Source organism: Lysinibacillus sp. A1 (assembly GCF_000801965.1).
Lineage (GTDB): Bacteria > Bacillota > Bacilli > Bacillales_A > Planococcaceae > Lysinibacillus > Lysinibacillus fusiformis.
Genome location: NZ_JSZM01000006.1, coordinates 38,097 through 60,791, shown reverse-complemented (window position 1 = coordinate 60,791; position 22,695 = coordinate 38,097). Strand labels below are relative to the sequence as shown.

At 36.9% G+C, this 22,695-nt stretch carries 28 protein-coding genes, 1 riboswitch and 2 other annotated features; of the genes, 22 read left to right on the top strand and 6 right to left on the bottom strand.

The window, feature by feature from the left end; genetic code table 11:
* Nucleotides 1-12 precede the first annotated feature (12 nt).
* Nucleotides 13-204 (bottom strand): hypothetical protein, encoded by a 192-nt coding sequence (locus PI85_RS04120; protein WP_036127099.1) that lies wholly within the window; start codon nucleotides 202-204, stop codon nucleotides 13-15.
* A gap of 532 nt (nucleotides 205-736) precedes the next feature.
* Between PI85_RS04120 and PI85_RS04115 the strand changes: the two genes are divergently transcribed.
* From PI85_RS04115 to PI85_RS04075, 9 genes are all read left to right on the top strand, one after another.
* Nucleotides 737-1,711: a PstS family phosphate ABC transporter substrate-binding protein gene (locus tag PI85_RS04115; RefSeq protein ID WP_031416968.1), complete on the top strand. Its 975-nt coding sequence runs from the start codon at nucleotides 737-739 to the stop codon at nucleotides 1,709-1,711.
* A 64-nt stretch (nucleotides 1,712-1,775) separates the two neighbouring features.
* Complete coding sequence (gene pstC / locus PI85_RS04110) at nucleotides 1,776-2,723, top strand: phosphate ABC transporter permease subunit PstC (protein WP_008178337.1); 948 nt, start codon at nucleotides 1,776-1,778, stop codon at nucleotides 2,721-2,723.
* Nucleotides 2,724-3,602 carry a phosphate ABC transporter permease PstA gene (gene pstA / locus PI85_RS04105; RefSeq protein WP_036127097.1) on the top strand — a complete coding sequence of 293 codons (879 nt, stop codon included), beginning with the start codon at nucleotides 2,724-2,726 and terminating at the stop codon, nucleotides 3,600-3,602. It abuts the gene before it with no gap.
* 12 nt (nucleotides 3,603-3,614) lie between these two features.
* The gene (pstB, locus tag PI85_RS04100; RefSeq protein ID WP_008178335.1) at nucleotides 3,615-4,448 is read left to right on the top strand and encodes a phosphate ABC transporter ATP-binding protein PstB; all 834 of its coding nucleotides are present in this window, start codon (nucleotides 3,615-3,617) and stop codon (nucleotides 4,446-4,448) included.
* A 13-nt stretch (nucleotides 4,449-4,461) separates the two neighbouring features.
* On the top strand, nucleotides 4,462-5,121 hold the full coding sequence (gene phoU / locus PI85_RS04095) for a phosphate signaling complex protein PhoU (protein WP_036127094.1): 660 nt from the start codon (nucleotides 4,462-4,464) through the stop codon (nucleotides 5,119-5,121).
* Between the two features lie 173 nt (nucleotides 5,122-5,294).
* Nucleotides 5,295-6,167 carry a hypothetical protein gene (locus PI85_RS04090; protein ID WP_036127093.1) on the top strand — a complete coding sequence of 291 codons (873 nt, stop codon included), beginning with the start codon at nucleotides 5,295-5,297 and terminating at the stop codon, nucleotides 6,165-6,167.
* Nucleotides 6,168-6,241: 74 nt separating this feature from the next.
* Entirely contained in the window at nucleotides 6,242-7,312 is a 1,071-nt protein-coding gene (locus tag PI85_RS04085; RefSeq protein WP_036127092.1) for a mechanosensitive ion channel family protein, read from the top strand.
* Between the two features lie 39 nt (nucleotides 7,313-7,351).
* Nucleotides 7,352-7,560, top strand: a binding site (T-box leader).
* Between the two features lie 66 nt (nucleotides 7,561-7,626).
* Entirely contained in the window at nucleotides 7,627-9,012 is a 1,386-nt protein-coding gene (trpE, locus tag PI85_RS04080) for an anthranilate synthase component I (protein ID WP_036127091.1), read from the top strand.
* The gene (locus tag PI85_RS04075) at nucleotides 9,009-9,581 is read left to right on the top strand and encodes an aminodeoxychorismate/anthranilate synthase component II (protein WP_036127089.1); all 573 of its coding nucleotides are present in this window, start codon (nucleotides 9,009-9,011) and stop codon (nucleotides 9,579-9,581) included. Before trpE ends, PI85_RS04075 begins: the two co-directional genes overlap by 4 nt.
* 47 nt (nucleotides 9,582-9,628) lie before the next feature.
* On the opposite strand, the gene PI85_RS04070 is transcribed toward PI85_RS04075, so the two are convergent.
* The gene (locus PI85_RS04070) at nucleotides 9,629-10,114 is read right to left on the bottom strand and encodes a hypothetical protein (RefSeq protein WP_036127087.1); all 486 of its coding nucleotides are present in this window, start codon (nucleotides 10,112-10,114) and stop codon (nucleotides 9,629-9,631) included.
* A gap of 3 nt (nucleotides 10,115-10,117) precedes the next feature.
* The gene (locus PI85_RS04065; protein ID WP_235318450.1) at nucleotides 10,118-10,570 is read right to left on the bottom strand and encodes a hypothetical protein; all 453 of its coding nucleotides are present in this window, start codon (nucleotides 10,568-10,570) and stop codon (nucleotides 10,118-10,120) included.
* Between the two features lie 149 nt (nucleotides 10,571-10,719).
* Here PI85_RS04065 and rpmG point away from each other — a divergent pair, with 149 nt between their 5' ends.
* The 5 genes from rpmG (at nucleotide 10,720) to tyrS (ending at nucleotide 15,637) form a co-directional block, all read left to right on the top strand.
* Nucleotides 10,720-10,869, top strand: a complete 150-nt coding sequence (gene rpmG, locus PI85_RS23795; RefSeq protein WP_008408521.1) for a 50S ribosomal protein L33 — start codon at nucleotides 10,720-10,722, stop codon at nucleotides 10,867-10,869.
* 87 nt (nucleotides 10,870-10,956) lie between these two features.
* Complete coding sequence (locus tag PI85_RS04060) at nucleotides 10,957-11,550, top strand: 5-formyltetrahydrofolate cyclo-ligase (protein WP_036127083.1); 594 nt, start codon at nucleotides 10,957-10,959, stop codon at nucleotides 11,548-11,550.
* Nucleotides 11,543-11,752 carry a YqgQ family protein gene (locus PI85_RS04055; protein ID WP_036127081.1) on the top strand — a complete coding sequence of 70 codons (210 nt, stop codon included), beginning with the start codon at nucleotides 11,543-11,545 and terminating at the stop codon, nucleotides 11,750-11,752. The genes PI85_RS04060 and PI85_RS04055 overlap by 8 nt, the downstream gene beginning before the upstream one ends.
* A gap of 279 nt (nucleotides 11,753-12,031) precedes the next feature.
* Nucleotides 12,032-13,927: an LTA synthase family protein gene (locus PI85_RS04050; RefSeq protein ID WP_036128121.1), complete on the top strand. Its 1,896-nt coding sequence runs from the start codon at nucleotides 12,032-12,034 to the stop codon at nucleotides 13,925-13,927.
* Nucleotides 13,928-14,055: 128 nt separating this feature from the next.
* Nucleotides 14,056-14,297, top strand: a binding site (T-box leader).
* A 125-nt stretch (nucleotides 14,298-14,422) separates the two neighbouring features.
* Nucleotides 14,423-15,637, top strand: a complete 1,215-nt coding sequence (gene tyrS, locus PI85_RS04045; RefSeq protein ID WP_036127080.1) for a tyrosine--tRNA ligase — start codon at nucleotides 14,423-14,425, stop codon at nucleotides 15,635-15,637.
* A 66-nt stretch (nucleotides 15,638-15,703) separates the two neighbouring features.
* On the opposite strand, the gene PI85_RS04040 is transcribed toward tyrS, so the two are convergent.
* Nucleotides 15,704-15,883, bottom strand: a complete 180-nt coding sequence (locus PI85_RS04040; RefSeq protein ID WP_008181026.1) for a DUF2759 domain-containing protein — start codon at nucleotides 15,881-15,883, stop codon at nucleotides 15,704-15,706.
* Nucleotides 15,884-16,052: 169 nt separating this feature from the next.
* Here PI85_RS04040 and PI85_RS04035 point away from each other — a divergent pair, with 169 nt between their 5' ends.
* Nucleotides 16,053-16,697: an MBL fold metallo-hydrolase gene (locus PI85_RS04035; RefSeq protein WP_036127079.1), complete on the top strand. Its 645-nt coding sequence runs from the start codon at nucleotides 16,053-16,055 to the stop codon at nucleotides 16,695-16,697.
* 46 nt (nucleotides 16,698-16,743) lie between these two features.
* Here the strand turns inward: PI85_RS04035 and PI85_RS04030 are convergent, their stop codons facing one another.
* On the bottom strand, nucleotides 16,744-16,986 hold the full coding sequence (locus PI85_RS04030; RefSeq protein ID WP_004231035.1) for a DUF2626 family protein: 243 nt from the start codon (nucleotides 16,984-16,986) through the stop codon (nucleotides 16,744-16,746).
* A 117-nt stretch (nucleotides 16,987-17,103) separates the two neighbouring features.
* On the bottom strand, nucleotides 17,104-17,814 hold the full coding sequence (locus PI85_RS04025; RefSeq protein WP_036127077.1) for a metalloregulator ArsR/SmtB family transcription factor: 711 nt from the start codon (nucleotides 17,812-17,814) through the stop codon (nucleotides 17,104-17,106).
* Nucleotides 17,815-18,138: 324 nt separating this feature from the next.
* On the opposite strand from PI85_RS04025, the gene comGA reads away from it, so the two are divergent.
* The 7 genes from comGA (at nucleotide 18,139) to PI85_RS03985 (ending at nucleotide 22,434) form a co-directional block, all read left to right on the top strand.
* A complete protein-coding gene (gene comGA / locus PI85_RS04020; protein ID WP_036127075.1) occupies nucleotides 18,139-19,158 on the top strand; it encodes a competence type IV pilus ATPase ComGA in 1,020 nt (339 codons plus the stop codon).
* Nucleotides 19,133-20,215 carry a competence type IV pilus assembly protein ComGB gene (gene comGB / locus PI85_RS04015; RefSeq protein ID WP_036127072.1) on the top strand — a complete coding sequence of 361 codons (1,083 nt, stop codon included), beginning with the start codon at nucleotides 19,133-19,135 and terminating at the stop codon, nucleotides 20,213-20,215. The genes comGA and comGB overlap by 26 nt, the downstream gene beginning before the upstream one ends.
* A gap of 1 nt (nucleotide 20,216) precedes the next feature.
* Nucleotides 20,217-20,549, top strand: a complete 333-nt coding sequence (gene comGC, locus PI85_RS04010; protein ID WP_036127070.1) for a competence type IV pilus major pilin ComGC — start codon at nucleotides 20,217-20,219, stop codon at nucleotides 20,547-20,549.
* Complete coding sequence (gene comGD / locus PI85_RS04005) at nucleotides 20,549-20,989, top strand: competence type IV pilus minor pilin ComGD (protein WP_036127068.1); 441 nt, start codon at nucleotides 20,549-20,551, stop codon at nucleotides 20,987-20,989. Before comGC ends, comGD begins: the two co-directional genes overlap by 1 nt.
* A complete protein-coding gene (locus PI85_RS04000) occupies nucleotides 20,982-21,299 on the top strand; it encodes a hypothetical protein (protein WP_036127066.1) in 318 nt (105 codons plus the stop codon). The genes comGD and PI85_RS04000 overlap by 8 nt, the downstream gene beginning before the upstream one ends.
* Nucleotides 21,292-21,720 (top strand): competence type IV pilus minor pilin ComGF, encoded by a 429-nt coding sequence (gene comGF, locus PI85_RS03995; RefSeq protein ID WP_036127065.1) that lies wholly within the window; start codon nucleotides 21,292-21,294, stop codon nucleotides 21,718-21,720. Before PI85_RS04000 ends, comGF begins: the two co-directional genes overlap by 8 nt.
* Before the next feature lie 198 nt (nucleotides 21,721-21,918).
* Nucleotides 21,919-22,434, top strand: coding sequence for a shikimate kinase (locus tag PI85_RS03985; protein WP_025116055.1), 516 nt, complete (start codon nucleotides 21,919-21,921; stop codon nucleotides 22,432-22,434).
* Between the two features lie 144 nt (nucleotides 22,435-22,578).
* Nucleotides 22,579-22,672, top strand: a riboswitch (glycine riboswitch).
* Nucleotides 22,673-22,695 lie beyond the last annotated feature (23 nt).

Here is a 22,695-nt window from a genome sequence, read left to right as displayed (position 1 = left end):
CGAAAATAAGTTTCATGCAGATAATTGGCGGATGGCTAATTCAAATTGCTCTCTTGGCTTTACGCCATACAGCTCTAAATTATGATAGAAATAAGAAGCTACCATAAAATCAATCGCCTCATGAAGTGTAAATTCTCGATGTTCCATGATTAATGATAGATAGGTTTTAAAATAATCGGCATTTTGTACGTTTGCATGTTTCATGACAAAGGTCAAACTCCTCATTCATTACGCCTTATCAATATAATGCCCATATCTTCTCGTTGAAAATCTGTGACATCCTTTGAAGGCTTTATCTTTCCCTTCTGTAGAAAGGGGGTATACCTAGCTTATATGTTGGTACAAAAACTTTTACTGAATCAAGATAAAGTAATTCCTGACACAATTGATTATTATAGCATCTTTCAAATAGGAATCAAATTCTAACCTCTCTACACTTAGAAGGTCGCTTCCCTCAAACATAGAATAGTATGGATTGATCGCTTTCATTGGATGTGGAATCACTTATTGCAAATGAAGGTAATGGTGCAGATGTAAGTAGGAAAAAATGCAAAAAGTTGGCACAGCTATGACAAAGCGAAGATTAATTGTAAATGCGTCTTTACAATCGTTTACAAAGCATTACATTCCTTTACATCTCTTTTACGAACCGTTTATACGACTTCAACAATCAGTCATTATAGTAAAGATTGTAAGACAAATAACTATAAAACAGTTCATGACGGAGGCAAATGAGATGAAAAAGTGGAAGTACTTAACGATGACAGCAGTAATGGGTTCTGCATTAATGCTAGGTGCATGTGGTAGCGATTCTGCACAAAATGGAAACAATACTGAAACGAACGCACCAGCTAGTTCAGGACAAGAAGCTGCTGATGAAAAGCTACAAGGCTCTGTAGCTGGAGATGGCTCATCAACAGTTGCACCAATTATTGAGGCAGTTGTTGAAGAGTATGCAGGCGCACAACCAGATGTCAAAGTATCAGTGGGGGTTTCTGGTACAGGTGGTGGTTTTGAAAAATTCATCGCAGGTGAAACAGACTTTTCAAATGCATCTCGTAATATAAAAGATGAAGAGAAAGCGAAACTAGGAGAAGCTGGTATTGATTATACAGAGCTAGCTCTAGCATATGATGGTTTATCAGTAGTCGTGAATCCAGAAAATGATTGGGCGAAAGATTTAACAGTAGAACAGTTACAAAAAATTTGGATTGAAGATGGGAAAGAGAAGAAATGGTCTGACATTGATCCATCTTGGCCAGATGAGAAAATCGTTTACTATTCACCAGGTACTGATTCAGGCACATACGATTACTTTGATGAAATCATTTTAGATGGAGCGGATCTAGTAAGCTCAGCAACATTATCAGAGGATGATAATATGCTAGTTCAAGGTGTATCAGGTGACAAAAACGCTATCGGATTCTTCGGTTATGCTTACTATCTAGAAAATAAAGATAAATTAAACATTGTCAAAGTAAATGGTGTAGAGCCAAATAATGAAACAATTGAAGCAGGCGAATATACGCCACTTTCACGCCCACTATTCACATACGTGAAAAATAGTGCTATGAAAGATAATGAAGCGGCATATGATTTCATTAAATTTACATTAGAAAATGCAGGTGATATGGCTGAGGCTGTTGGCTATGTTCGTTTACCTGAAGAAAAATATACTGAAGGCTTAAAAACTTTAGAAGGCTTAAAATAAGTAGACATGCATAGAGGGAAAGAGATGTATGCTCTTTCCCTCCCTTATTTGAAAGGAGCTCCCAATGGTTTCTCAAAAGGAAAATAAGACATCATCTGTGCAGCAATTAATTGCAAATTCGCGCAATCATAAAACTAAGAAAATAGTGGAAAAAGCAATGCCAGCTCTATTATTTTCTGCAGCAATTATCTCTATTTTAACGACATTTGGCATTGTTTTCACCCTTATTTTTGAAACGTTTGAATTCTTTAAACGTGTGTCGATAACGGATTTCCTGTTTGGAACGAAATGGTTACCGTTTTCAGGGAATGAACCGTTGTTTGGGATTTTACCGTTAATCGCTGGTACATTAAAAGTGACACTTATTGCAGTTGTAGTAGCCGTACCATTTGGAATTGCTTCAGCTATCTATTTAAGTGAATATGCAAGTGAAAAAACAAGACGTACCGTGAAACCTATTTTAGAAGTTTTAGCGGGTGTACCGACGATTGTTTACGGATTCTTTGCTTTAACGTTTGTCACACCTTTATTACAAGAAATTGTACCTGGACTTAAATTATTTAATGCACTAAGCCCAGGGATTGTTGTAGGGATTATGATTTTACCAATGATCACTTCTCTATCTGAGGATGCCATGTCATCGGTACCCAATAGTATGCGCGAAGGGGCTTTAGCTCTAGGTGCAACAAAATTTGAGGTAGCGATTAAAGTAGTACTACCTGCGGCACTATCTGGCATTATCGCATCTATAGTATTAGCTATTTCCCGGGCAATAGGAGAAACGATGATTGTTTCGCTTGCAGGCGGATCAACACCGAAATTTGATCTCAATGTTACAGATTCTATCCAAACAATGACAGCATACATCGTACAAGTTTCAACAGGTGATGCAGGTTATGGAACAACTATTTACTACTCAATCTATTCTGTTGGATTTACACTATTCATCTTTACGCTAGTAATGAATTTACTTGCACACTATATTTCTAAACGCTTCAGGGAGGTTTACTAGATGCGCTATATGGATGACACAGTCGTCATGAAACGAATGACAAAGCGTATTACATTCAATAAAGTTTGGAAAACCTTATTTTTCTTAGCTACTACGTTTGCGCTTGTTACCTTAGCTATTTTGCTTTACCGCATTGTGACACAAGGAATTGATTATTTAAATATTGATTTCTTAATGAATTTTGCATCACGTTTTGCAGATAAAGCAGGTGTCAAAGCGGCCCTAATAGGTTCCCTTTGGTTAATGGCAGTTGTAGCGCCAGTATCCATTATTTTAGGTGTAGGTACGGCAATCTATTTAGAGGAATATGCCAAGAAAAATAGAATCAACGACTTTATTCGTATGAATATCTCAAATCTAGCAGGTGTACCTTCCATCGTTTTTGGATTACTAGGTTTAACTATTTTTGTACGCATGATGGGACTAGGCAAAAGTGTTTTAGCTGCTGGCTTAACAATGAGTTTATTAATTTTACCTGTCATTATTGTAGCGGCACAAGAGGCCATTCGTGCAGTACCCAATGAACAACGTGAAGCTTCATATGGGATGGGCGCAACAAAATGGCAAACGATTTTACGAGTGGTTCTTCCAGCCGCTATTCCTGGTATTTTGACAGGAAGTATTTTGGCTATGTCCCGTGCCATTGGGGAGACAGCGCCACTTGTTGTCATCGGAATTCCAGTCATTCTACAATTTTTACCGAATGGTTTACTAAGCCAATTCACTGCCCTACCGATGCAAATCTATGATTGGGCAAAACGTCCGCAAGAAGCATTTCAGTATGTGGCCGCAGCTGGTATTTTAGTACTTATGACTGTTCTTTTATTGATGAACTCTATTGCCATCTTTATTCGAAATAAATTCCAAAAACGTTATTAATGAGGTGACCTTATGGTACTGGATTTTAAAGAGGAAAAAACAATTGTCAAATTGAATCAAGCGACGACGAAATCTTCCGCTGATATAGCGAAAAATATTGTTTATGATACACGTAACTTGAATTTATGGTACGGTGATCATCAAGGCCTAAAAGATATTAATTTAAGTATTTATGAAAATGAAGTAACGGCAATTATCGGGCCTTCTGGCTGTGGTAAATCTACGTATTTAAAAACATTAAACAGAATGGTAGAGCTTGTTCCTAGCGTTCGTACATCTGGGGAAATTTTATACCGTGAGCGTAATATTTTAAATAAAAACTATACGGTAGAGGAATTAAGAACACGCGTAGGAATGGTGTTCCAAAAGCCCAATCCGTTCCCAAAATCTATTTATGATAATATTGCGTACGGACCAAGAATTCATGGCATTAAAAATAAAAAGATTTTAGATGAAATAGTTGAAAAGTCTCTGAGAGGGGCTGCCATTTGGGATGAGGTCAAAGATCGTTTAAATCAAAATGCCTACGGTTTATCTGGTGGTCAGCAACAGCGTATTTGTATTGCAAGATGCTTAGCAATTGAACCAGATGTCATTTTAATGGATGAGCCAACATCTGCATTAGACCCTATTTCTACACTAAAAGTGGAAGAGCTTGTGCAAGAGTTGAAAAAAGACTATTCCATTATCATTGTGACCCATAATATGCAGCAAGCTGCTCGTATCTCTGATCGTACAGCGTTCTTCCTGAGTGGAGAAGTTGTAGAATACGATAAAACAGATATCATCTTCCAAACACCATCAGATCAACGTACGGAAGATTATATTTCAGGACGTTTCGGCTAAGGAGGAGCAATCGATGGTAGTACGTGAACGTTTTGAACAGGAGTTAAAAGAAGTTCAGGGGCAATTTATAGCACTTGCCAATAGCAGTATTTTCGCCTTAAAAACGTCCTTTGAGGCGTTAGTGGAACAGAATTTAGAAAAAGCTTTGAAAATACTTGAAGACGATTTAATCATAAACCGGCTTGAAGAAGAAATAAATGACCATGTAATCCTTATGATTGCTAAGCAACAACCTGTAGCAACCGATTTACGTCGTCTCATGGTCCTGGTAAAAGCTGCAGCAGATATGGAAAGAGTGGGCGATTATGCGGTGAATATCGCTAAAGAAGCGATTCGAATTGGAAAAGAACCGATTGTGTTCCCTATGACAAATCTACAAACAATGTGCAATAAAACTGTAGAAATGCTAGAGAGCATCATGAAGGCCTTTACAGAGGAAGATACTGTTCGTGCTAAGGAAATTGCTGAACTAGATGATTATGTGGATGATTTATATGGAGCTACGGTTACACTCTTGCTACGAGCAGGCGTTGAAGACCCCGCACATATTTCTCAAATTACCCATCTAACATTTATTTGCCGCTATTTAGAGCGTTCTGCCGATCATGCTACTAATATCGCTGAACACCTTTTTTACTTAGTGAAAGGCAAGCATTATGAATTAAATAATTAGGCAGAAGAGCTACTTGCTAGCTCTTCTTTTCTTTTGAAAAAAATGATTAGCAGCAGCAACATTGTGTTTTTATGTGGCGTCTATATAGCGAGTGTTTTGTATTGTCAAAAAAATTTTTTGGTTATACTATAGACAATATCCAAAAAAATGTGGTGCTTAGGAGGTGCTGCTTCGTGAAAGACCCGATAAAATCGCTCATAGAAAAGTTCGATCAAGATTTGTCACTAGAACAACGTAATTATTTACGTTTTCTCTACGAAAACTTACATCTTGAGGAATTAAGTAATAGGGAACAACATTATTTTATCGACTATTTTTTCAAGAGTGAACCATTACGAAATATGGCAGCATTTGCACTAGAATTGGCAGACATTCTGCATGAAATTCGTGAAAATATTCCTGCTATCGAGAAGGTTGAGAGAATGGCTAATGGTAAGGAGCAGCGTTTATATTACGAACGGAAATGGTCAGAGCTGAGACGTCAAAAGCTCAAACAGCAAACAACAAAGAGTGGCAATATTTTTTATGTACCCTTTCATGACTATAAACAGGATCCTGGGCCCATGATTATTTGTTTAGAGCAGACGACCGGGATGGAAGCTTATTCTGAGCTGTGTAAAAGCATGATATTACCATTATTTATGAATGCCCATCGTGAAAATCGCGATCTATATATTATCCCTTATGATCAGCAAATCGATGTTCACTATCGCTTTGAAAATGGTCATTTAAATTTAGCGGATTTTAAGAGCTTTATTGAATATAAAGCTAAAGGTGAAGCTGAGCTTTTACCTGTTCTACAGTTTGTCAGATCATTACTGCATGAAAATCAACTTGGCTCTGAAGCGGAAGTCATTATATTTACAGAGGGCACTCCTATAGATGGACAGCATCTTGTTAGTAAGCAAGCAAAAGCGATGCTAGAGGAAATGAAGCGAAAATACCTTGCTGAGTTTTCTGTCATTGCAATGCATGAAGATAATTTTAATAAACAACAATTTTGGTTTGCCAATAAGGCTTTTTTTGCGGATGATGCAATACAATAACAGAAAGGGGCTAACCTTTACGGAAGGGCAGCTCCTTTTTATTGGAGATACATAGGTATTAAAAGGAGATATACATGGATTCATTACATTGGATTTTACCTAAATTTACAGTCCCTACTTGGATGGATGTTTTAATAGCAATCATTATTTGTATAGTTGGCTGGCTGATTCAACGATTCATCATAAAAAAAATAATTAATCGTCTGGTCATCTTTTTAAAAAATCGTCAGCGAAATTTCCAAGCAAATGTGCTTGCACAATTTAGTAAAGCCATTGGCTATGCATTTATGACGGCAGTCATTGTGCTAAGCTTATCTTATTTAATAGAAGTTCCTTTATTTACGCATAAATCAACGAAAAATTTTGTACTGTCTATTATGGTGTTTTTTGCTTTTAAGGGCGTATATGATGTTTTAAATTTCTATACAAAGCAGCCACTTCAATTAACAAGTGAAGAGGACCAAAATGTACTATTACCTTTTTTCCTACGAATTGGTAAAGTACTCATTATGATTTTTGCCATGTTTACAATTGCCTCATTTTGGAACTTTAATCTGAATGGCTTTTTAACAGGGATTGGCTTAACAGGAGTAGCGATTGCTTTTGGGATTCGCGATACATTAGCCCATGTGTTTGGCGGTATGTCCGTGGCGCTTGACAATCCCTTTCAAATTGGGGATTGGATTGCCACCGAAGATCAAAAAATTGAAGGAACCATTGAGGATATTAATCTTCGCAGTACGTTAATTCAAACAGGAGATAAAGGGCTTGTCTATGTGCCGAACTCTTATTTGGTTAATCGTCCTATTTACAACTTATCGAGACGAGAAAAGCGTAAATGCGAACAATTTTTATATGTAGCTGCTACAAATGAAGAAGACATATTACGCAGTGCCTTAACGGCTATTCATAAGGAAATTTATTTACATGCTAACACAGAGAAAGACATGATCCATGTTTATATTGATGAATTTCATCATGATAGTTATCGTGTGCTTATTCGTTTCTTCGTTGCTACAAATGATACAGCCGTCATGCTAGGAGTACGCCAGGAAATCTTCTTTGCTATACGCCAAATCGTGGAGGAGCTATCCATTACTTTAGCATCCCCAGATGAGGATGAGGAACCAAGAAAGAAAAAATAAATTGAATTGTAAGATAGTTTGCATTACAATATAATCTAGCAATCAGCGCTGATGAAGAGTAGTAGCTATTAGTATTTGTCATAGAGAGCTAGTGGTTGGTGGAAACTAGCACAAATAAATGGTGAATGGACTTCGGAGCTCTAATCCTGAATAACAGTATGGATTAGCGTATGCCTACGTTATAAGGCTTAGAGAGGGTCTTCTTAGTAGACCAATGAAGGTGGCACCACGGCTTTTCCGTCCTTTTGTGATGGAAAGGCCTTTTTATATGCATTTGGTGTAGAAGAGCAGAGCATAGAGAAGGAGAGAAGAGAATGACAGTTGAGCTTAGAAAGTATGCCATGAAAGTATTACAGGGAGATATGATGACCCCTATTTCTGTCTATCAATCATTGAGAGGGCAGCATAAAATGTTGTTCGAATCGTCAGCTAAGCATGAGGAAAGTGGACGTTACTCCTTTATTGCAGTGGATCCAGTGGCTGAATTAAAAGGAAATAATGATGCGTACACCTTTCTTAAAGGGGAGGAAAAGGAAAAATCGAATGGGAATGTGCTCAATTATTTAAAGCAAGTGATGCCATTCCATGAAGAAACTTATCCATTCCACTTTTTTGGAGGCGCCATTGGTTTCTTTGGATATGAAACAGCTTTTTATACAGAAAAAATAGGGGAATATTTACAGGATGAATTAGCCATGCCGGATGTTCATGTTTTGTTCTATGATACATTTATTGTATTTGATCATGTGACACAGGAACTTACATTGGCTTCAATAGATTTATTTAAAGAAGGGCGTTCCTTAGAGGAAATGGAAGCGGCTATTTCAATGATGGAGCAGCAGCTTTATATGGGGACAACATTTGATGCCGTGAAGGTAGATAGTCTTGATTTTAAGCCAATGATTTCAAAAGAGCAATTTGTCACATTAGTGGAGCGTGCAAAGCAGCATATATTAAAAGGGGATATTTTCCAAATTGTGCTATCACAGCGCTTCTCAGCCTCGTTTACAGGCTCCCCTTTTGCGCTGTATCGCCAATTACGCACATCCAATCCCTCTCCATATATGTTCTACATGGATTATGGATCCTATATTATTTTAGGAACATCTCCAGAAAGCCTAGTAAAGGTTAAAAATCGGCAGGTGACGACAAATCCAATCGCAGGCACCAAGCCTCGTGGTGAGACAATGGAGCAGGATGAAGCCATTGCAAATGCCCTATTGGAGGATGAAAAAGAAGTGGCGGAACATCGTATGCTAGTGGATTTAGGCCGCAATGATCTTGGCCGAATTGCAAAAGTGGGTTCTGTAAAGCTGAAGAAATTCATGAATATTGAACGCTATAAATATGTCATGCATATTGTGTCTGAGGTATTAGCGGACCTCCGAGATAATCTCCATGTTTTGGATGTCCTTCGTGCTTGCTTACCTGCGGGTACAGTGTCAGGAGCACCAAAGATTCGTGCGATGCAGCTTATAAATGAATTAGAGCCTGTAAAGCGTGGCGTCTATGCGGGAGCTGTTGGATATATTTCGACGACAGGCGATATGGATTTAGCCCTTGCTATTCGTACCATGATCATTAAAGATGAGAAAGCTCATGTACAGGCAGGAGCAGGTATTGTTCACGATTCGGTCCCATTATCTGAATATGAAGAAACACTTAATAAAGCTCGAGCACTACTGGAGGTGAAAAAATGATTTTAATAATTGATAATTATGATTCTTTTACTTACAATCTATTTCAACAAATAAGTATGCTTGGGAAAGACGTTAAAGTCGTGAGGAATGATGCTATTACAATAGAAGAAATTCAAAAAATGGCACCAGAAGCTATTGTTTTATCACCCGGACCAGGAACACCAGCCGAAGCAGGTATCACGGTTAATGTTATTAAGGAGCTATATCAAAGTTTTCCTATATTAGGGATTTGTCTTGGACATCAATCCATTGGGTACGCATTTGGAGCAAACATCGTGCAGGCACAAACGATCATGCACGGCAAGTTGTCACCTCTACAATATGAACCAACAGGTTTATTTGCACATTTAGATGGAGTTATTCAAGTAATGCGGTATCATTCCCTAGTTATTGAAGAACCTTCATTACACAGTGATTTTAACATTATCGCAACAGCGAGTGATGACGAGGAGATTATGGCTATCCAACACAAAAAATATCCACTTTACGGTCTGCAATTTCATCCTGAATCAATCGGCACAAAAGAAGGAAGTAGGATGATGCAAGCCTTCTTTGAAAGTATTGCTTAAATAAAAAGGCTGTCGCCTCCTTAATTTGGATGAGGCGACAGCTTTTCTTATTGTTTTTTACCTGTAATTAACTTCGCAATTTCCTCTAAAGACATGGAAGAATTGACTTCGTAGGACCCAATTTGCAAGCTTCGTGCATATTTTGCGTTTGCGAGTAGTAACTCCATTTCTACGCTGTTAGAAATAATGCCACCGTCCTCTAGCTTTTGGGCCACAATATATGGTGTAATCCCACTATATATTTGCAATGTCATTGTTGTATCATCCGCATTGGTATCTTCTTTAACAGACGGTTCTGAAGAATTAGTAGCAGTAGTTTCTTCAGTAGTATGTACTTGTTTAACTTGTTTTTTTAACGCAGCAATTTCTTGATTGGCCTGATTGAGCTTATTTTGCAATTCTTCAACTTGCTGCTGATTGGAAGAATCTTTTTCAGGGAGCCCAATGTTCACATCGAAGCGGCTTGCAAGAGCAAGTATGGCACCGACTAGGAAAATGGCTACGCCAAATGAGCGGATGGAAGACTTGTTCATAAATTAACGACCCCCATTTGCAATCACTTGACGAACTTGTTCTTCTGTTAAATTTGAACGGATACTAATATCTCCTACAGAAAGTCCTTGTTTATTCAATTCCAGCACCTGACTTACGATTATTTGATGAATCGGCTTTGCTTGTGATGGATTAGGTGCTACTTTTGAAGCTTGTGCGGCTTGTTGGACAGCTTGCATAACTTGTTGAACTTTAGGGTTTTGTATACTAGGACTAGGTGTTGATTTTGTTTTTACTTGAAACTCTGGTTCTAATAGTAGCTCTTCCTCTACAATTTTTAAACGGCGCTTTAAATTATTCGTTTCTTGGAATATGGAGATAGATAATTCTTCGACATCCTTCTCGACTTTTTTCGAGCTATTTTTGAAAAAGAACGATACTATAATCAAAAGAATCCCGAAACTCATTAGTATGATGGATAAATCCAATAGCTTCACCTCGTGTAGTATGTAATTATAAGATATTTTACCATATGCAAACTTAATATGAAATGAAGGTAGATTTTTTTTCAGTTTGTGTTATAATAGGTTAGTCGTATAAATCATGCTCAAATTTAAATTCTTGATATAGAGTGGGAGGGTTAATGATGCGCGTAAACATTACTTTAGCTTGCACAGATTGCGGCGAACGTAACTACATTTCTAAAAAGAACAAGCGTAACAATCCAGAGCGTCTTGAACTTAAAAAATATTGCTCTCGCGAGAAGAAATACACTCTTCACCGTGAAACTAAGTAATCGCTCATTAAGCCAAAACCACAAGTGGTTTTGGCTTTCTACATTTTTATGAATGATTGAGGTTTTACTATATAGGAGGTAGCCTGCATGGATAAAACAACATTACGGAACAAGGTACGAGAAACACTTGCGATAATGAATGAAGAAGTTTATCGCAGACAATCTAAAGCTGTAGTGCAAAGGGTGCTACAGGAGCCATATATAATAGAAGCAAATACGATCGGCATTACCATTTCGAATCAGCCAGAAGTCGACACCATTCATTTAATTGAAGAACTATGGCAGCTTGGGAAAAAGGTCGCTGTGCCAAAGTGCCACCCCAAAACAAGAGAAATGACATTTTACGCCATTGAATCATTTGCTCAGCTTGAAACAGTATATATGCATTTGCGTGAGCCTATTCCCGAACGATGTGAGTTAGTTGACGCAAATGAGATGGACATCATCTTAGTACCAGGGGTTGTTTTTGATCGGTTAGGCTATCGAATAGGGTATGGCGGTGGTTATTATGATCGCTATGTATTAAACTATAAAAAGGGTAAATTGATGTCATTACTTTTTGACGAGCAGATCGTTAATCGTGTTCCTACTGAAGAACATGATTGCCCTGTAGACATCATAGTGACACCGACAGAACGTATTGACTGTCTAGCACATCGAGGAGCGAACGAAAATGGATAAAATGTTAGATATTTATGAACTCTTGAAAACTTATGGTACTTTTATTTATACACGGGACCCTATTGGCGATTTGATGTTAATGGAGGATGAAATAAAAGAGCTCTATAAAGCGAATGTACTAGACATAAAAGATTACCAAATGGCATTATTACTAATTCGACAAGAAACAACAAAACTCCGTATGAAAGAGAATAAAAAGTAATGTTTGAAATATAATGTATTGGGGTATTGTAAAATTAATGTAACATGTATGTAATATTCTTAAAAACAGTGGATTTCCGCTGTTTTTATGTTTTTACGAAACTTTTTACAATGTAAAACGTATATATAGATATCTGGTGCATATACGAGCGAGGAGAGTAAAATTTCCAAAAGATATGTGTTGATTATCTGTAAAAAATGGATTAAGATATATTTTGTTTCCGTAACAAAATGTAAAAAATTATTATTTTTTTGTAAGGAAGTAGGGAGGATGTTAGGAATGAGATCAATAAAGTGGCCTAAACATTCATTTATGATACTAGCAATTATAGCAACTTGGATCAAAACGGTCATTGTTTACCACACGAGCTTTGAGATGAAAATTGAAAATGCAATGCAACAATTTATTTTGTTTATTAACCCATTAAGTTTCTTGCTATTTACGTATGGTTTAGCACTTTTCTTTAAATCACCAAAGGCTAGAAATCGTTATTTAATTACAGTCAGTATTATTTTATCAATAGTCCTTTATGGAAATGTAGCGTTCTATCGTTTCTACAATGACTTTATTACACTACCTGTATTATTCCAAACAAGTAACTTTAGTGACTTAGGAACTTCTGTAGCTGCCATAATAGAGCCATGGGATGTATTGTATTTTGTTGATGTACTTATTTTAATCTTAGCGAATAAATTTATACCAAAAATGAAAAATTCGTTTAAAGTTAATGTGGAATTCCGCCGTGCATTTTTTGTGCTGGCAATCGCTATGTCATTCTTAAACTTAGGTTTAGCTGAAACAGAGCGTCCACAATTATTAACACGTAGTTTTGACCGCGAATTACTTGTAAAAAACATTGGTACGTACAATTACCATTTGTATGATATTTATATTCAAACAAAATCCTCTGCCCAACGTGCGTTAGCGGACGGTAGTGAATTAGTTGAAGTAAACAACTATGTTCGCTCAAATCAGGCAGCAGTCAACCCAGAAATGTTTGGGAAATATAAAGGCCGTAACTTAATTGTTGTGTCTATGGAGTCTTTACAAAACTTTGTCATTAACAATGACATGAATGGTCATGAGGTTACGCCATTCTTAAACTCTTTAACAAAAGATAAAGATACGTATTATTTCAGTAACTTCTATCACCAAACAGGTCTAGGAAAAACTTCTGACTCTGAGTTTATCGTAGAAAATTCACTATTTGGTTTAGGACGTGGAGCAGTATTCTTCACACATGGTGGAAATACGTATAACTCAATGGCAGAACGCCTTGGGGAAAATGGATACTTTACAAATGTCATGCACCCGAATAATAAATCATTCTGGAACCGCGACATCATGTATCAATCTTTAAAAATCAATAAGTTCTATGATATCGATTCGTATACAGTAGAAGAAGGGCAAGCAGTGAACTGGGGAATGAAAGATACGCCATTCTTAGAGCAATCTGCAGCATTAATGAAAGATATGCCACAGCCATTCTACTCAAGACTTATTACATTAACGAATCACTATCCATTTACATTGGATCCGGAAGATATTATGATTCCTGAATATGATTCAAATTCAGGTACATTAAATCGTTACTTCCAAACGGTACGCTATATGGATGAAGCTTTAAAAGATTTCTTCCAACAATTGAAAGATCAAGGTGTTTATGATAATTCTATTATCGTTATGTATGGTGACCACTACGGTATTTCAGAAAACCATAATAAAGCGATGGCACAATATTTAGGAAAAGAACAAATTACACCGTTTGATAATGCATTGCTACAGGAAGTACCTTTATTCATCCATATCCCAGGATCTGACGATGGTAAAGAGATGACTGAAATGGCAGGACAAATGGATTTACGTCCAACAATTTTACACCTACTTGGCATTGAAACGTCAAAAGATATGCAAATGGGTGCGGATTTATTCTCTCCAGAACATGAAGACTTTGTAGTGTTCCGTGACGGACGCTTTATCACAGATAAATATGTGTATGCGGGAGAGGCTTGCTATGATAAATCAACTGGTGAAGAAATAGATGGGGAGCCATGTCAGCCATACGCTGATCGTGCAACAATGGAGCTCGAAAATTCTGACGCCATCATCAATGGAGACCTTCTTCGTTTCTATGATGAAAAGACAGGTAATTTAAAACAAGAATCCGTTAAGTAAACAAAGAGAGATCTCACCATGAGATCTCTCTTTTACATTGCACAATTGACAAATTTGTTGAAGTGATTATAATTAGTGTAAATATCTGCATAACGAAGATTTGTTTTTCACATTTCGGAGTATAAGAGTTAAAGGCATGGAAAAGAACAAGTAACTTTAATAAAAACTGACAGAGAGTAGCCGGTCGTTGAGAGGCGCAAGGGATATTAAAGTGAATACATCTTGGAGCTGCGTACCGAAATTTTAGTAGGCTACGACGGGTTTGCATCCGTAATCATTGCAATAGTATCGCTGCGGCTGTACTAATGGAGGTGTGCTATTTGAGTAGCTCTCGAAAAAAGGTGGTACCACGTTCATTAACGTCCTTAGGATTTATTCCTAAGGGCGTTTTTTGCATCTGGACGTCTAGTGCCAAATTGGACGACAGCAGTCCTGTCAAGAACTCTTATAGATCTTGCAATATTAACTTTTTAATATTACAAGGAGATGTTTTGTATGTTTTTAACACCAAAGGAGCAGTTAGCCATTATTAAAAAGGGGACTGACAAAATTGTTGATGAACCCGAGCTACTAAAAAAATTGGAGCACTCAATTCAAGAGCAAAAGCCCTTAACGATTAAATTGGGGCTCGATCCATCTGCACCAGATATTCATTTAGGCCATGCAGTCGTATTGCGAAAAATTAAACAGCTGCAGGACCTAGGGCATCATGCAGTCATTGTCATTGGTGATTTTACGGGCCGTATTGGCGATCCTACCGGGAAATCTAAGGGACGTGTAGCGTTAAGTGACGAATTGGTGAAGGAAAATGCCAAAACGTATTGTGAGCAAATTTTTAAAGTGTTGGACGAGGGAAAAACGACTGTTCGTTTCAATAGTGAATGGTTAGCAAAATTAACGTTTGAAGAAGTCATCCAGTTGGCTGCTACTACATCTGTTGCCCGTATTTTGGAGCGTGAAGACTTCCAAAAGCGGTACCATCACCATATACCAATTGGCTTACATGAATTTTTCTACCCTCTCATGCAGGCGTATGATTCTGTAGAATTAAAGGCTGATATTGAATTAGGGGGAACCGATCAAACGTTTAATATTCTCATGGGACGCACGTTACAAAGGCATCGAGGGCTAGAAAAACAAATTGCTATTTTTATGCCATTACTTGAAGGATTAGATGGTATTGAAAAAATGAGTAAAAGCTTGGGGAATTATATTGGTGTCAATGAAGCGCCTGAAGTTATGTTTAAAAAAATTATGGAACTACCAGATTCGCTCATTATCAAATATTTTGAATTAGCGACAGATGAGCATCCACTTCAAGTGCAAGCTGTTCAAGAAAGGCTACAAAGCGGAGAGAACCCACGTGATATAAAACTACAATTAGCAGAAATAGTGACAGCTTTATATCATGGTCATGAAGCTACGATGGATGCAAAATCTTATTTTGAAGCTGCTTTCCAGAAGAAGATGATTCCTGCTAACATTCCTGTATTGCTACTTGAAATTGATAAAGAAAGAATAGAGGATATCATTCCACAATTAATTTCTATCCAATTTATTCAAAGTAAAAGTGATTTTATAAGGCTCATTAAACAAAATGGGGTTTCATTAAATGGAGAAAAAATTGCTGTGGATGATCTATCTCAAGTATTAATGAATGAGGATGTCCTGCAAATTGGTAAGAAGAGATTTCTAAAATTGAATAAGTAAAATGGGATGATGTCCAAGAAAAAAGAGCAATCTCACATAGAGACTGCTCTTTTTTCTGTCTAAATTTTAGTGTAATTTTGGTGGATACCCGCCATGAACGATTGTCATGATGACAAACCATCCAAACACGACAGCACTTAATAAGTTGAAAACAACGCTTAAAAGGTTCTTTTCTTTAATTGCTTGGAATGTACCATATACAGCAAAAATTGAAACTAGACCAAAAATAACCATTAATAAGTTCATTAAAAATAGACACTCCTTTCGACATCAGAAAATGAATGTCGTAAACAATATTCCTCCTTAATTGTAATCGTTCTACCTGTTTTTGTCGAGAACTAATATAGTGCAAACTATGAACATTTATCGTCAAATTGTGGCAAAGCCTGTATAATAGAGAAATGAGGTGATATCTATGATGAACGTACGTAGTTTTTCTCTTGGTCCAGTCCAAACGAATTGCTATATCGTATCGAATAAAGACAAAGAATGTATCGTATTTGATCCAGGTGAAGAAGCGGAGCGTCTTATTAAAACAATCCGTAGCAATGGTTTAAAACCGTTAGCCATTTTTTTAACGCATGCACATTTTGACCATATTGGTGCAGTGGATGCCTTACGGGAAGCGTTTAATATACCTGTATGGATTCATGAAAAAGAGGTTAGCTGGCTAGGAGATTCAGAAAAGAATGGCTCTAGTAAATATGCTGCATTACCAGACTATAGGGTAGCTGCACCAGATCAAGACACGATCATTAAAAAAGAGCAACAATTTGAAATAAGCAACTTTGTGTTTCAAGCTGTATTTACACCAGGACATTCACCTGGTAGCATTTCCTATGTATTTGAAAATGATGGCTTTGCGATTGTGGGAGACACATTATTTGAACAAGGTGTAGGACGGACGGATTTAATTGGTGGGTCCACCAAAATATTATTAGCATCTATTCATGACAAATTATTAACATTACCTGAGGATACAATCATCTATCCGGGTCATGGAAATTATACAACTGTCAGTGCAGAAATGGAAACAAACCCGTTTTTAAATGGATTTTAAAATAAAAAAAGCGTATCTCGTTAATGAGATACGCTTTTTTAGTGTATTAATGACCGCCACCAGGTACGTGAATGAATGTTGTATAGTACGTGAAGCCAGCGAAGAATACAGTTAAATATGCTCCGAAAATGTACATGTACATACGTTCTGAAAGGTTTAAGAAGCCTAATAATAAGAATAAACCTGTATTACCTAAGAATAATAGCGATACCTCGTTCATACCACCAAGGTAGAACATAACGGCAAAAATACCTGTCCAGAATGCCATAACTTTATACATATTATCCATGAAATTTCCCCTCCTTTTGCCCACGACACAATAATCTCTTACTCATTATAAATGATAGGAAAGGTGTCTGTAAACTGGAACTTCTCCGTCTTTGTGACAAACGAATGGATTTTTTAACTAGCTATCGATTTCTGTCACGTTAATTTCATATTTACATAAATCGCAATTATGTATCATACTCTCAATTTGCACAAATTCATTGCTTGAAAATAACGCATCTAACTGCCCTTTTAAATAGGATTCATGTAATGAGCAGACAATATCCGAATATGTTGTAAGTTGCTCTTGGAATGGACAATTAAAAATGGAGAATATCACCTTTTTGCCACGCTCTGTTTGTTGAATTTGTGGAACATAGCCAATTAATGCGGCATTGTCAGTTAATAGTTGAAGCTTCTCGTCGAAGGAAAGGGAATGATTGATTGTCAATTCAGCGGTTATATTTTGTTTCATTTGCTGATAACCGTCTTGATAGCTAATTTCCTGACATTTTTCTAAGACAGATGGTCCAAGCTCTTCCACTAATTGAATCGTCCATTTCAGCAAACGATCTTCGTCACGTCTTGGGAAAGTTAATGATACACCTTTTTCTGAAGCCTTATACACGCGGCCAGGTCGACCACCTTTACCCGTTTTCACATAGTCTGCGGAAATAATATTAATTTCTGAAAGCTTTGTTAAATGAAGTCGAGCAACATTTGGATGGATGCCAAACTGATCAGCAATATGTTGGACGGTCACTGTTTTTTTCTCTTGCAATATGTACTCATAAATAGAGTATCTTGTTTCATCAGCTAAAGTGCTGGTAATTTTCAATGGATGGATCATATGCTTCACCTCATTAGTTTTTTATAAAATTATGTTCGTCTACCAAGTGTTAGGAAAATAATCATGTTCATTCTATTATATTCCATTATTGAAAAAGATACAGTTCATTTCAGCATAAATATTAATTTTTTCATGTATTTATCTTCTGTTTTAGTGGGAAATTGCACTTTATCCACATTTTTATAGCAAAAAACATGAATGATAGGAAATTTTATAACAAATTTTTATTTTCAGAAAAGGGCTTTCTTCGTAGGAAGATCCTATTTATACTAGGAAATAACGAATACGCGGTCATATTCGAATGAACTAGAAGAGGGTGCATATATGCAGAATTTTGAAATGGTCGTTGAACAAAAATGTGAGCAACTTTTACTAAAAGCCTATCATTTTGGTGCAACTGATTTATTATTGGTGCCAAGCAATTTAAATTATCGGATCTATTTTCGGAAGTATGACAAGCTTCTTCATGCGGGTGAACTACCAAACGATTTGGCGGACCGGATGATATCCTATTATAAGTTTCTGGCGCAATTAGATATAAGTGAGCGTCGTAAACCTCAAAGCGGCTCATTCCAAAAGGCGATGGAGCAACAGTCATATGCCTTTCGAGTATCTACACTGCCTTCCGTATTTTTAAAAGAAAGCCTCATTATCCGCTTACTTCTCCAAAATCATTCTTTTCCACTAACTTCCTTATGTTTTTTTAAAAGCTCCGCCCACAAATTAATGGAACTAGTACAGAATCGTCAGGGCCTTTTGTTTTTTACAGGGGCGACAGGATCTGGTAAGTCCACTTCACTTTATTCTTTAATCCATTATTGTTCTACCGAATTAAATAGACATGTAATTTCCTTGGAAGACCCAGTAGAGAATAACCAAGCCAATTTACTTCAAATTCAAGTGAATGAACGAGCAGGTGTTACATACGCTACGGGGTTAAAAGCTATTTTGCGACATTCACCTGATGTGATCATGATTGGGGAAATTCGAGATAAGGAAACAGCAAAAATTGCCATCGAGGCAAGCTTGACGGGCCATTTAGTTGTTTCAACCATCCATGCGAAGGATTCGATTAGCTGTCTTTACCGTTTAATGGACTTAGGGGTGTCGATAGATGAGCTTCGGCAAACGATCATTGGTATTGTTGCTCAAATCCTTTTTCATTCATCAGCCTTACAAGATGATCGTCTTGCGTTGTACGAAATTTTATCGGATATTCATCTCAATCAGGCCATTTCCGCTATTTTAAATAAGGGGGATTTTCAGCTACCATACGAATTAACCTTAAAGGGACAAAAAGAATTTGTGGAGAGCCATTATGCAGTTACAAACATACATCGCTAAATTTCAATTATATTACAACAGAGCTACCAAATGGCGTGTAAAAGAGCAAGCGCAATTTATTCAACGTTTATCTGTATTAATGCAGGAGGGCTACTTATTTCCACAGGCTATCTCAATGCTACTCCCTCATCATATAGATGTTCATGAGGAAATTCAGCAACAAATTGATGAAAAACTTAGGCAAGGTGAAGGTGTAACAAGCATTTTGGAAACATTGCAGTTGGCTAAACATCATTTAGTAGCGATCAAAGTGGCAGAAAACAATGGGCATTTGCTTGAAGTATTAAAAGGTGTGGCAATGCAAATGATTGTCGGTGAGCAAACAAAGAAAAAGTTAATTAAATTGCTTGTATATCCTGTCATGCTAATTTTATTTTTATTGTTGCTATTCTTTGTATTTCGAACGATTTTCTTACCTAATATTGAAAAGATGGTATCAAGTCGCTCGATTGAAGGTGAGAAGACAATTGTGGCGCTATCTAAACTATTACTGCATGTCCCCGATTTGGTGATGGTAACAGCTTCGATTGTAATAGTCAGTTTATTGGTTTTACACTTCTATCTCAAACGCCAGCCCATTCCCCGACGACTATCAATACTATTAAAAATCCCACTTTTTAAAATCTATATTCGACTCTCATGGACAAGACAATTTGCTGCCTATTTAGGAAGTTTGCTGCACAGTGGGTTTTCATTGCAGGCTAGCCTTCAAATTCTAGAAGAACAATCCTTTCAACCGTTTCTACAGCATCTGTCTCTGCGTATTAAAGAAAGGGTAATCTTTGGAGAGTCATTGACTCAAGCCGTACAAATGATGTCTTTTTTTCATAAGGATTTTGCTACCTTCGTAGAACATGGAGAACAGAGTGGCTACTTAGGGAAGGAACTTACATTATACAGCGAACTATTACTGGAAAAACAGGAACAACTATTGCAGAAGGTGCTCGCCTTCATCCAACCAAGCTTCTTTATTGTAATTGCTATATGTATTTTAGCGGCCTATGTCAGTTTACTATTACCAATTTATCATATGATTGATTTAGTTTTGGAGGACTAAGATGAAACATATTAAACAACAAAATGGTTTTACTTTAATCGAAATGCTCATTGTTTTGTTAATCATTTCCATCCTTATTTTAATTACAATTCCAAATGTTACGAAGCACTTCGCTACGATTGATGAGAAGGGCTGTGCTGCCTATATTAATATGGTACAGGGGCAAGTAGAAGCCTATAGAGTGGATTTTATGGCATATCCAACTTTAGAGGATTTAGTGAAAGAAGGCTATTTGAAAGAAAATGAAACAACTTTTCCTAATAAAGAAGAAATAGTTATTACGACTAAGGGAGAGGTACGTTTAGCAAATGTCGGTGCAGGTACGAATGGTTAATGAGAGAACGACAAAATGAATGGGGCTTTACGATCCTCGAAATGCTGATTGTTTTATTTCTTGTTATGAGTTTAACAGCCATTGTTAGCAAATTCTCTTTACAATTAGCGGAGTCAAAGGAATTAGATCGTTTTTTTACTCAAGTTCAACTAGACATTCAGTATATTCAAACCTATAGCATGAACCAGCGACAGTATATCGCGATGAAATTTGAAAGCTCTACAAGGCGCTACGTTATTCAAAAAGATGCTTTTTCCAATTTATATGAACGACCATTCCCTAAAGGAGTCGAATTTTTGCCTGATGAGAGCTCTATTTATACGATTGTTTATAATGTTAATGGCAATGTCAGGTCAGCTGGTACTATCGCGTTTCAAACGCAACAGGGAAAGAAAAAAGTAATCATTACATTAGGGCGAGGGAGAGCGAGAATTGAATGAGTCAGGCTATTCTTTTATTGAAACGATTTTGGCAATGGGCATCTTGATGTTACTTTGCAGCTCCTTATTGCCTATTACCTATACGATGAAAACGAATCTTATGAATAAAAAAATGGAAATGATTGCAGCTGAAACAGCGTATGAGGGCCTGAAATTATTTCAAGCTGTTCAACAAACTGAGGGCACAAGAATTATTGAACAGGTTGAGTATCAATGGGTGTTTAATGGTGAAGAAATTTGTGTTCGTTTTCACAACATACTCAAGCCACGCCAAAAATGTATTTCCCTTACAGGAAATGTCCATGAATAATGAGAAGGGCTATACCTTACTAGAAGCAATGTTTCAATTAATTGTGTTTGTGCTTATTTCTCATCTTTTTGTCCTAATTATGCTGTGGTATGCTGAAATGACCTCAACTATGCAAACGGATGAGCAGTCAAAATGGGAGCTGTTTGTGTATGATTTAAATAAAGGGTTAAAGGATATTTTAACGTTCTCCGTGCGGGATGATCACAAAAGAATCACTTTCCAGACCACAGAATCTATCCATTATATTGATTGCTATCGTAATACCATTCGTGAACAAGTAAATGGAGGACATGTTCCCATGCTAAATGGCATCAATAAATGTCAGTTCACTTATAGCGGAAATATGCTGACGGTAGCGGTGGAAATGCCTAGTGGTATGCAAAAGGAGCGAACCTTCTATGTGCCAATTATTGAAAAATGACAGTGGGGCTATTTTTTTAATCGCAATTGCATTATTATTTCTTGTAACTACTTTTCTTCTTGCGTATTGTATGTCATATGAAATGCAATTTCAAACATATGATGGGCTCGAAAAATTGAATGTTCAAGCTACGATAAATTTATTGGGACAAATTTTGTCAGACAGTGTAGAATCGTAGTTATAAGAAGGTGATTCGAATTGCGAAAAATATATTTAGTTGGTTTTATGGGTAGTGGAAAGAGTGCTTTAGGAAGACGTTTAAGCTTTTTATTAAAGATGCCATATTATGATATGGATCATGAAATAGTGAGACAGCAAGGAATGTCCATCCCGCAGATTTTTGAAAAGTACGGAGAGGCCCATTTTCGAAAAATAGAAACAGAATTTTTGAAAAGTTTCCGCGATGAGGCTTGTATTATTTCTACGGGCGGTGGAGTTGCGATGAATGCTGAAAATCGAAAAATTATGAGACGTAGTGGCTTAGTATTTTTTTTAGATGCTTCGTTTGAGGATATTTATAAACGAGTTCAGCATGATCCTAACAGACCGATCGTACAAAGCTCGACAAAAGAGGAGCTAGAAAGTCTGTATCATTACAGAAGGAAGTTTTATCGTGATGCAGGGCATATTCAGGTCCTGACAGAGGGCAGAACCATTCGTCAAATTTTAGAGTATTTGGTGTTCCAAGTAAAAAGACTTAAAAACGAACGATGAAGGATATAAAGTCTATTAATGTTCGTATTTTATTATCTTTTAAAAAATGATTGCCTTTTCAATGCATTTAATGTTAGGATATAGACAAATAAGTAACTAAATGTTCATTGAATACTAAATAGTACCAAGATGTATCTTGGGCGGATGATTATACGGGGAGAGAGCGTAATTAAACGCCACCGAAGGAGCAAGTAGCAATGGCTATGAATCTCTCAGGTAAAAGGACTCGTATAAGACGCAACTCTGGAGAGAGCTGTAGTA